We start from the raw sequence: 7,796 nt of genomic DNA, 5'->3' as shown, positions 1-7,796 counted from the left end.
GTGGAACTGTGGTTCTAAAGGGGCAAATAAAAAACCCCAGGTCAGAACAGGGTTTCACCGTCGGCGCGGTCGTCGACCTCGGTCGGCTCGTCCTTCCGGGCGACGACCTCGCCCGCGATCGGGGCCCACGGGTCCGGCTCGTACATGGGGTGCACCTCGACCCGCACCTGAATCCAGCGCGACCCCGGCGTACGGATGTCGTGGCACACGACGCGCCGCACGATCTGTCGTAGAAGTGCGTTCTTCTCGATCGGCTGCATGAGGTCCCATGCCTCGATCAGGCTCGCGATCAGCGGTACGAACTCCTCGCGCGTGGGCGTCGCCTCGACCTCGCCGAGTTCGTTCATCGCGTTCATGATCGACCCGCGCTGTCCGGCCAGCTGGTCACGCACGCGCGCGAAGCTGTCCGCCGGGTACTTCTCCGGGTTCAACGCGTTGTCCATGACGAGTCGGTCGAGGGCTTTCTCGACCTTGGTCAACTCGACTTGCAGCCGTGCCCGCTCACGCTGCGCGCGGGCGCGCGGGTCCTCGGCCGGCTCCGACCGCTGCACGGGCAGGCGCGGCGACGCGTCGATGCCGGGGGCGGCCTCGCGCTCAAGCCAGTTCTTGACCTCGCGCTCGACGTAGTCGCGCCGAACGTTGATCCCCTTCGGACACTCGACCTTGCTCGTGTGCTTGTTCCGGCTGCACACCAGGTTCCGGCCGCGCATCTGCTCGCCCTTGTACGTGTACGACGCTGCGCTCATGTGGTGTCGGCAGTACCCGTGTCGGAGCAGGCCGGTAAGCGGGTACGTGGCCTTTCGGGCCCGCGGGGGCGTCAGCTTGGTGATCTTCCGGTGTTCCCTGTACGCCTCCCACTGGTCGGGCGTGATGATGCGCGGCTGTGCGCCGGGCAGGTAGATGAACCGGTTGTCGGGGCATCCGCTCCGCTTGCCACTGCTGTACCCGCACGGGCACGACTTGTCGTGCGTACGGAGCAGACCGGCGGCGAACCCTGAGTCGAGGTACCGCGAGACGCTGCTCACCCCCCACGCCTTGCCGCGCATGGTGGGGATGACCAACTCTTCGTTGAGCCAGTGCACCAGGGCGTTGAACCCCTCGTACTCCTCGGTCTTCCGCTCGTACAGTTCCTCAACAACGCTCGCGTAGTCGGGGTGCAGGGTGTACCGCTCCTGTTGCAGCCGGATGCCGTTCGGCGCGGTCGCGTCGGGGACGGCCCGGCGGTGCCAGATGTACCCGAACCGGCCGCGCCCGGTGGCGGGGAGCTTGGCGGCGAGGCGGTGCTCGTGGGTCTCCTTCCACTGCTCGCCCGCGCGGTCCGACTCGAACGCGGCGAACTCCATGTACATGCCGCGTGCGAACCGGCCGATGGCGGTCGAGGCGTCGACAGGTTCGGTTGCCGATTCCAGCAGGCCCCCGGCGGCCTCGACGCGGGCGAGGTTGGCGGCGTTCCCGGTTCTGTTGCGGCCGAATCGGGAGTACCGCCACACGGCGATTCCGCGCACCTCGCGGCGCTCGATTCGCTCGATGCCGCCCATGATCTTTCGTTTGAAGTGGCGCCCGGATTCGTCAAGGTCGATGATCCAGTCGACGATGCGGCGGCCGGTGCGCGCGGCCCACTGCTCGATTGCGGTCCGTTGCAGTTCGGGGCTGATCTTCTCCTCTTTCCACGTCGACACGCGGATATAGCCGATCCACGGCTCGCCGGCGTGCGCCGAGCCGTGGAACGTGGTCGGGATGTCGGGAAGGGTCATACGATCTTCCGTTCGTCGTGGTCGTGGCGGATGAGCCGGAGCGGGCGCACGTTGTCGGGGACAACGGGGCCCGCGGCTCCGCCGGCGGCGCGGTCGTCGTTCACGGTGGCGCGGTCGTCGACCGGCTCGACGTGCGTCCCGCCGTCCGGCGGTGCGGATTTCCTGCTGAGCAGGCCCTTAGCGACGTGTTCGAGGGCGAGGCGGTAGCCGGCTTCGTGGGCGTCGGCGACCTGGTCCTCTACTCCGTCGTGGGCTCGCTGCGTCTGCCAGTAGCAGAGTGGGGGGAGGGCGGCGAATGCGATCAGGATTCCGGCGCGCGAAAGGTCGCCCCCGTCCTGGAAGATCCCGAGCAGGCCCAGCGTGATGCCTGCTATGAGGATGGCGACAGTGGGGGCGTACATCCTGCGGCCGTTCAACGGTGCCTCCGTGCGTTAGTGCTCTGCGAGTCGTTCCTCGCCTGTGTCGGGGGGTGGCTGTTGGAGCGTTTCCGTCATCGACACGAAGACGGCGCGCTTATGGGGGTCGGTGATGTTGAGGGCCGTTGCTGCCTGTTCGGGGGTCATCGCGTCGGGGCCGGTCTCCGGCTCCCGTACGGCGATCAGGTCCTCGTCCTCGACGATGCCCGCACGGAGCAGGACCGTGCCCAGAGTGATGCCGAGTTGGTCGGCGAGCCGGGCGAGTACGTCCATGTCCGTGACCCGCTTACCGTCGAGCAGTCGGCCGACGGTAGAGGCGCTAAGGCCCGAGTCTTCGGCGAAGCGGCTTTTGCCCCCGCTGCGCGCCCCCGATAGGTCGTACCCCTTGGCGGTCAGCTGGTCGTGAAGCCAGGCCGCGAACTGCTCGGCGCGGTCGGTCGCGCCGCGCTTTCTGTTTTTCATGGGTGAAAGATAGCGCGTAGCTGTCTCGCGCGAAACATAGCGCTTGAGACTTGGCGCGTCGGCGCACCGGTTCACCCCCTTATGGCCCGAACACAGGCCGTGACCTGCGCTCATGCCTCGAACGTACGTCCGATTCTGTATCGGGCGTACCGGCCTGTCAACGCCAAAACACCCAACGTCACAGGCCGTGACCCCCTGCCCTAACTTTCACTCCTGAAAGATAGGTGTTACTTTCTGTCCAGACAGGCAGACTGTCTGACCGGAAAGGAACGGCCCATGTACGACCGTGCGCACCTTGTGGCAGTTGCCACCGACAAAGGCGACCGGCATTACACAGACCTCGCGGCCCGGCTGAAAGTTGCCCCCGTGACGGCTTGGCGTTTGTGGACCGGCAAGACCGCGCCGAGCGCCCGCCTCGCCGCCGCCGTACAGGACGAGTACGGCATCCCCGCCTCTCGCCTGCTGAAACTGCGCGAGTCGAGCACCCAGGCCGCCGCATGACCGGCCCCTCGACCGTCATCCCGCGCGAGGTCGCGTTCGCCAACGCACGGCGTGTTCTCGACCGTGCCCTCGACCGGATCGCCCGCGACCGCGCCGCCGGTCGCCTCGCGCCCGAGGCCGAACTCGCCATACGCCGCATCGAGCGCAACCGCCGCGCCCAGCAGGCCGAGCAGGACGCCCCGCACCGCGCCGCCGCCTGAAACGCGAAGGGCCGCCCGGTCGCGACCCGGACGGCCCTCCCCGACCGAACCCCGAAAGAGGTACCGATCGTGAACGCCCCCCAGATTACCGCCCGCCCCCGCGCCGCCGAGGCCATCGCGGGCGCCCTCGCCGCCCGTAAGCGGCTCGCCCTGACCGGCGTACTCGCCCGGCAGCTGGACGAGATCGCCCCCGGCACCGTCCGCGTGCGGATCGTCCCCGTGCGCACCGACCGCGACGGCGAGCAGCGCGTCGCGATGTGGGTCGCCCTCGACGACGCGCTCGGCCTGCCGCTCAAGGCCGACCGGTCCGCACACCGCGCCGCCCTCGGCCTGCTGCGCCGCGCGTTCCCCGCCGCCGACTGGACCCGCCCGCACGCCTACGACGCCGCGACGGGCGACCTCGCCCTCGACGACCCGGCCATGCCCGAGGAGCTGCACCGATGATCCGCCCCCAGCTGACCGCCGACGGCCTCGCCGTCCGCCTGCCGATCGCCGCCCGCGCCGAGCAGCTGCTCGACGACCTCGCCCTCGCGTACGTCGAGGCCCCCGACGACCTCGGCGCCCTGCTCGCCCAACACGGCGAGAACGTCGCCGCCCTCGACCGCGCGATCTACGGGCACGACGTGCCCGAGTACGAACGGGCGATGCGCGCCGCCGCCGCCGACGGGAGCCGCGAGGCACTGGCCGCCGAGGCCCCGATCGCCGCCGACCTCGACGACCTGCTCGACCCCGATTCGGCGATCACCCTCGCCGGTCGTATCACCCGCCTCGCCGGTCGCATCCGGCACAGCAAGACCAGGAGCACGCGCCCGTGACCGTCACCCAGCTGCACCCGAACCAGCCCGCCCCCGGCCCCATGGCCCCGGTGGCCGTCGAGGGTGCCCCGGCCATCCGTACGGCGTACGAGCCCGCGCCGCCCGGCGCCGCCGCCGACGCCCCGCGCGTGTTCCAGGTCATTCACGGCGTGATGCAGGACGTAATGCCGGTCAGCAAGGACAAGCAGAACACCCAGCAGAACTACAGCTTCCGGGGTGTCGACGATGCCATGTCGGCCATGGCGGGCCCGATGCGCAACCACGGCTGTTTCATCGCGCCCGAGGTCGTCGAGCACCGGCAGCGCCCGCGCGGCGAGAAGGGCACGCACACGGTCCTCAAGATGCTGTACCGCATCTATGGGCCCGCCGGCGACTGCCTGCTCGTGACCCTGCCCGGCGAAGCCATGGACAGCGGCGACAAGAGCACCAACAAGGCCATGAGCGCCGCCCTCAAGTACATGTTGTTCTGGGTGTTCATGATCCCGGTCGACTCGCGGTCGATCGACGACAGCGACCAGGACACCGCGCCGATCCCCGCCGCGCCCCAGCAGCGCCAGCAGGGCGGACAGCGTCAGCAGCAGCGCCGCAACGGCCAGCAGCGCCAGCAGGGCGGGCAGCAGCCGCGCCGCAGCAACCGCGCCGAGGCGGGCCCGTGGGAGCAGCAGGCCCCGCCCCAGCAGCAGCGCCAGCAGCAGCGCCCCGACTACCTCGCCCAGGCCCGGAAGGCGCCGACGCCCGAGGCGTTCGCGAAGGTGCGCGCCGCCGCCGTCGCGGCCGGGGCCCCGCCCGAGTTCGTCGCCCAGCTGGACCAGGTCGACGCCGCGAAGAGGCAGGCCGCCCAGAAGTCGCAGCAGGCCCCCGCCGGTCAGCAGCCGCGCCCGCATCAGGGCAACGAGGAACAGGCCGCCGCCGTGGGCGAGTTGTACGACGCCGCCCGCAGCGCGGGCGTGACGGACCGCGCCGAGGTCGAGCAGCTGTTCAGCTCGAAGTACGGGCGCAAGTCGGCCGAGGGCACCGTCGAGCAGCTGCGCGAGATGCGCGACGACCTGCTCGACGCCGCGAAGGCGGCGAGCGCATGAGCGAGCCGACGTTCGACGACCCGATCGCCCAGCACCACTACGACACGATCACGGAAGCGCTCGGCGTGCAGCGGCTCAAGGTCGAGGCGGACGCCGCCGCCGGTCGCGAGCCGACGTTCGACGAGCAGCCGCTCGACGCCGAGCCCGCCGTCGCGCAGCCGGCCGAGTCGCTGCGCGACCTCGCCACCGAGGCCGCCGTGTTGAAGCTGCTCGCCGAGCGGGTGGCCGCCGCGCAGAAGGACGTGAAGGCGCGCACACAGCGGGCCCTCGACGCCGCCGAGAAGCGCGACGGGACCGAGCGCGTCGTCGCGTCCCTGCCGACCGGCGAGCAGGTCGCCACGATCTCTCTGCGCAAGGGGGAGACGGGGCCGGTCGTCACCGACGAGGAAGCCCTCGCCCGGTGGGTCCGGCAGCAGTGGCCTGACGAGGAGTGGACCACGACCCGGATCGTGCGCGAGGTCAAGCCGTGGAAGCTCGCGGAACTGCTCGCCGAGATGGACGCGGCCGAGGCCGCGAAGCTGGTCGACAAGACCACGGGTGAAGTCCTCGACGTGCCCGGCGTCGTCATCAAGCCGACCAGGGCGCGCACGTACGCGATCACGTGGCGCAAGGGCGGGAAGGACACGACGGCCGCCGCGTGGCGTTCCGGTGCCCTCGCGCAGCAGCTCGCCGCGATCACGGCGGGGGGCGAGGCCGCATGACGCGCACCCTCGACCGTGCCGAGCAGCTGATCGCCGAGCGGTTCACCGACGTTCCCGGACAGCTCGCGCTCGACGTGTCCGACCGGTTGCGGATCGGGTCTCTGTGCAGCGGGTACGGCGGCCTCGACATGGCGGTCATGAAGCTGCTCGGCGCAACCGTGGCGTGGCACTGCCAGTACGACCCGGACGACAAGCACCAGTACGCCGCGCGCATCCTCGCGCACCACTGGCCGGAAGTGCCGAACCACGGCGACGTGACCCGCGTCGACTGGTCGGCCGTCGAGCCGGTCGACATCCTGTGCGCCGGTTTCCCGTGCCAAGACGTGAGCCTCGCCGGCAAGCGGGCGGGCGTCATCGGCGACCAGGTCATACCCGCGGGCGCCCTGCTCTGCGGCAACTGCCGGTGGGGCGACCACGACCACGCGACGTGTGAGGCCGCCTCGCCGTCCGGTGCCGTGCCGTCGCGCCTGTCCGGCATGGCCGCCGCCGCCGCGGTTGCCGAACTCAACGCCCGCGACCTCGCCGACCCGGCGGGCCCGCCGCCCGAGCGCGTGATCAAGGGCACCAGGTCCGGCCTGTGGTTCCACGTGGCCCGCGCGATAGCCATCCTCCGACCCCGATTGGTAGTGATCGAGAATGTTCGCGGACTCCTCTCCGCCAAGGCCGTTCGCAGTCTGGGACTCGACGGCGCGCCTGTGGATGAGGACGACGGAGACACCGACACTCTTCGAGCTGTCGGCGCCGTTCTCGGCGACTTGGCCGACCTCGGGCTCGATGCGGAATGGCACGTGCAGCGCGCATCCGAAGTCGGGGCCCCGCACCAGCGTGAGCGCGTTTTCATCATCGCGTGGCCTGCTGCCGACCCCCACAACGAGCGAGTGGAACGGGCCGGGGGCCCCGGACGGGAACCGCAACGACACGTTGCGGGCGCGCATCGCGCAGCTGCCGACGCCCAGGGCGAGGGACAGCAAGGGAGTCGGGTTCGAGGACGGCCTACCGGCGGTCGTGCGGCTGCTCAAGACCCCGACGGCGCAACTCGCGGTGAACGGGGGGTCGCAGCACCCGGAGAAGAGGAAGCGGGGCGGGCACGGCCCGACGCTCGCGGACGAGGTGGAGCACCTGTTGCCGACGCCGACGGCCGCCGACTCGCGCGGGTCGAGGAACCGGCGCGAGGACGGGACGCCGTACGGGCAGGGGTACGGGGAGACGTTGACGGACGCCGCGCCCCTGCTGCCGACGCCGAGGGCGAGCGACACGGGGACGCCGGGACGCCGGTCGAGCGAGGGGTTTCGACCGCCGCTGTCCGAGGTCGTGTTGCCGATGTTCCCGACGCCGAGGGCGAGCGACGGAACCAAGGCGAGCCCGAACCAGAAGTACGGGGATGGGACGCCGACACTGGCGAACGCCGCGGCCTCGATTGGGGCACCTACGCCCCCGCGGTCGAACGGTGGGAAGCGGTCACGGGCCGACCGGCACCCCGGCCAACTGACGATCGAGGCCGCCTGACCGCCGAGTTCGTCGAGTGGATGATGGGCCTCGACCACGGCCACGTGACCGGCGTACCGGGCCTGTCCCGCCCGGCCCAGCTCAAGGCGTTGGGGAACGGCGTCGTGCCCCAGCAGGCCGCCCACGCGATCCGGTTCCTGCTACACCGCGCCGGAATCGCCGAGCGGTTCGGCCTCGCCGCATGAGCGCCGCCGAGCCCCCGCCGCCGCCCGCGTGCGACCACGGCAACCCCCGATGCGGCGCGCGGCCGGTCCGCCCGTACGTGTGCGGGTGGCGGTGCGAGGAGCACCAGCCCGCGCGGACCCGCCCGTACTTCCAGCGCCAGCGCGCCCAGTGAACGCCCCGGGGCGAGGACGAGCCGC

General features: G+C 71.1%; 10 protein-coding genes. 7 read left to right on the top strand and 3 right to left on the bottom strand.

Annotated features, from left to right (window positions below; translation table 11 throughout):
• Window positions 1-41: 41 nt before the first annotated feature.
• Genes ABZ719_RS32405 through ABZ719_RS32395 form a run of 3 tightly spaced genes read right to left on the bottom strand, consistent with a single transcriptional unit; the run spans window position 42 to window position 2,632 of the window.
• A complete protein-coding gene (locus ABZ719_RS32405; protein WP_366728729.1) occupies window positions 42-1,754 on the bottom strand; it encodes a recombinase family protein in 1,713 nt (570 codons plus the stop codon).
• Window positions 1,751-2,170, bottom strand: a complete 420-nt coding sequence (locus tag ABZ719_RS32400) for a hypothetical protein (RefSeq protein WP_366728728.1) — start codon at window positions 2,168-2,170, stop codon at window positions 1,751-1,753. The genes ABZ719_RS32405 and ABZ719_RS32400 overlap by 4 nt, the downstream gene beginning before the upstream one ends.
• 15 nt (window positions 2,171-2,185) lie before the next feature.
• Window positions 2,186-2,632 (bottom strand): helix-turn-helix transcriptional regulator, encoded by a 447-nt coding sequence (locus ABZ719_RS32395; RefSeq protein WP_366728727.1) that lies wholly within the window; start codon window positions 2,630-2,632, stop codon window positions 2,186-2,188.
• A 276-nt stretch (window positions 2,633-2,908) separates the two neighbouring features.
• Between ABZ719_RS32395 and ABZ719_RS32390 the strand changes: the two genes are divergently transcribed.
• The 7 genes from ABZ719_RS32390 (at window position 2,909) to ABZ719_RS32360 (ending at window position 7,619) form a co-directional block, all read left to right on the top strand.
• On the top strand, window positions 2,909-3,133 hold the full coding sequence (locus ABZ719_RS32390) for an XRE family transcriptional regulator (RefSeq protein WP_366728726.1): 225 nt from the start codon (window positions 2,909-2,911) through the stop codon (window positions 3,131-3,133).
• Window positions 3,130-3,333 carry a hypothetical protein gene (locus tag ABZ719_RS32385; protein WP_366728725.1) on the top strand — a complete coding sequence of 68 codons (204 nt, stop codon included), beginning with the start codon at window positions 3,130-3,132 and terminating at the stop codon, window positions 3,331-3,333. Before ABZ719_RS32390 ends, ABZ719_RS32385 begins: the two co-directional genes overlap by 4 nt.
• A 69-nt stretch (window positions 3,334-3,402) precedes the next feature.
• Entirely contained in the window at window positions 3,403-3,777 is a 375-nt protein-coding gene (locus tag ABZ719_RS32380) for a hypothetical protein (protein ID WP_366728724.1), read from the top strand.
• Complete coding sequence (locus ABZ719_RS32375; RefSeq protein WP_366728723.1) at window positions 3,774-4,148, top strand: hypothetical protein; 375 nt, start codon at window positions 3,774-3,776, stop codon at window positions 4,146-4,148. Before ABZ719_RS32380 ends, ABZ719_RS32375 begins: the two co-directional genes overlap by 4 nt.
• A complete protein-coding gene (locus ABZ719_RS32370) occupies window positions 4,145-5,227 on the top strand; it encodes an ERF family protein (protein WP_366728722.1) in 1,083 nt (360 codons plus the stop codon). Before ABZ719_RS32375 ends, ABZ719_RS32370 begins: the two co-directional genes overlap by 4 nt.
• The gene (locus tag ABZ719_RS32365; protein WP_366728721.1) at window positions 5,224-5,928 is read left to right on the top strand and encodes a hypothetical protein; all 705 of its coding nucleotides are present in this window, start codon (window positions 5,224-5,226) and stop codon (window positions 5,926-5,928) included. The genes ABZ719_RS32370 and ABZ719_RS32365 overlap by 4 nt, the downstream gene beginning before the upstream one ends.
• Window positions 5,925-7,619, top strand: coding sequence for a DNA cytosine methyltransferase (locus tag ABZ719_RS32360; protein WP_366728720.1), 1,695 nt, complete (start codon window positions 5,925-5,927; stop codon window positions 7,617-7,619). Before ABZ719_RS32365 ends, ABZ719_RS32360 begins: the two co-directional genes overlap by 4 nt.
• Window positions 7,620-7,796 lie beyond the last annotated feature (177 nt).

The sequence above is a fragment of the Streptomyces sp. NPDC006743 genome (genome assembly GCF_040703815.1).
Classification (GTDB): domain Bacteria; phylum Actinomycetota; class Actinomycetes; order Streptomycetales; family Streptomycetaceae; genus Streptomyces.
The sequence above is the reverse complement of the archived record's forward strand: the minus strand, read 5'-3'. Positions and strand labels throughout refer to the sequence as shown.